Source organism: Thiorhodococcus minor (genome assembly GCF_010820565.1).
GTDB classification, from domain to species: Bacteria; Pseudomonadota; Gammaproteobacteria; order Chromatiales; family Chromatiaceae; genus Thiorhodococcus; species Thiorhodococcus minor.
The window spans coordinates 1-1,133 of the sequence record NZ_JAAIJQ010000266.1 but is presented as its reverse complement, the minus strand read 5'-3'; the positions used below and the strand labels follow the sequence as shown (position 1 = coordinate 1,133).

At 57.0% G+C, this 1,133-nt stretch carries 1 protein-coding gene; it reads right to left on the bottom strand.

The genetic code is table 11. The annotated features are described in order from the left end of the window. Positions 1-30: 30 nt before the first annotated feature. Entirely contained in the window at positions 31-1,059 is a 1,029-nt protein-coding gene (locus tag G3446_RS26850) for an IS630 family transposase (RefSeq protein WP_164456704.1), read from the bottom strand. Positions 1,060-1,133 lie beyond the last annotated feature (74 nt).

The following is a 1,133-nucleotide window of genomic DNA, read 5'->3' as shown; positions in this document are numbered from 1 at the left end:
TATACCCAGCGAATACAGGATTTCGGCTTTTTAATTTCCGATAATCTGAAAGTTTTCAGCCAGCAGCGTTCGTAATCGTGACTCATGAGGAGTCAGATCGGACAAAAACGCCCTGCTAGCATCACGGAATTCGGCAAACCGTTCGTAATATCGGTTGTAGAGGACTTGCTTTTTGAAGAATTTCCAAAAACGCTCGATCAGATTGAGATTCGGGCTATACGGCGGTAATGGCTCGAGCTGAATGCGCGAGTGCTCCAAGTACTCGGCAACAGCTTTGGACTTGTAGTAGCGAGCGTTGTCGCAGAAGACGATGATTCGGGGTGCGGTTGGATAAGCTGCTTGCAGCTGATCGAACAGCGCTATCGTCGAGGCAGCATCAATGGTGTCGTCGAAGCGATACTCCAGCTGCAAGGCCTCGATGTTGATCGCGCCGTTGATGTTGAGCCGCTGCCGACCGGTGTTGCTCTGGATCGGGTGGGTCTTGCCACGCTTGATCCAGCCGCTGCCGAGGACGGGGTTGTGCTGCGGATGCATGGCATCCATGAACAGGATCACGTCACCCTCGGCCTTGTTTTCCTTGAGGGAGTTGTACTTGGCGACAAAGGCTTCCTGGGTCTCGACGGGCGGATGCTTGCCCGGCTGCAGCTTGGGCTTCTTGTAGACGTAGCCCAGACGGTGCAGCACGGCGGTCATGCCGCTGGGGGTATAGCACACGCGCCATCGGTCCTTGACGTAACGCGCCACCTCCGCGGCCGTCTGATACACCGTGTCACGGAGGTGCTCATCGAGCGCACGCAACTGCCCGGCATCAAGCAGTGCCTCACTGCCGACATAGCTCATCCGCAGCAGCTCATCAACACCGCCCTTCTGATAACGCTTGAAGTACGTCCGCACGGTCTCGGGGTCCATCAGCAGCGCATCGGCAACGTCCTTCACTGCACGCCCCTGACCCAGCAGGATGACCGCATTGATGCGGTACGCCTCGCGGATCTCGCGCACCGCGCGGTGCGCCGAGCGCAGCTCGGTCAGTTGTTCATCGCTGAGACGGTAGTCGTGCATGCCCTGAAGCGTATCATGGTTCTCAGGATGTTACCCCAGGAACCTCAACCGAAAACTCGTATGAGACGGGTATA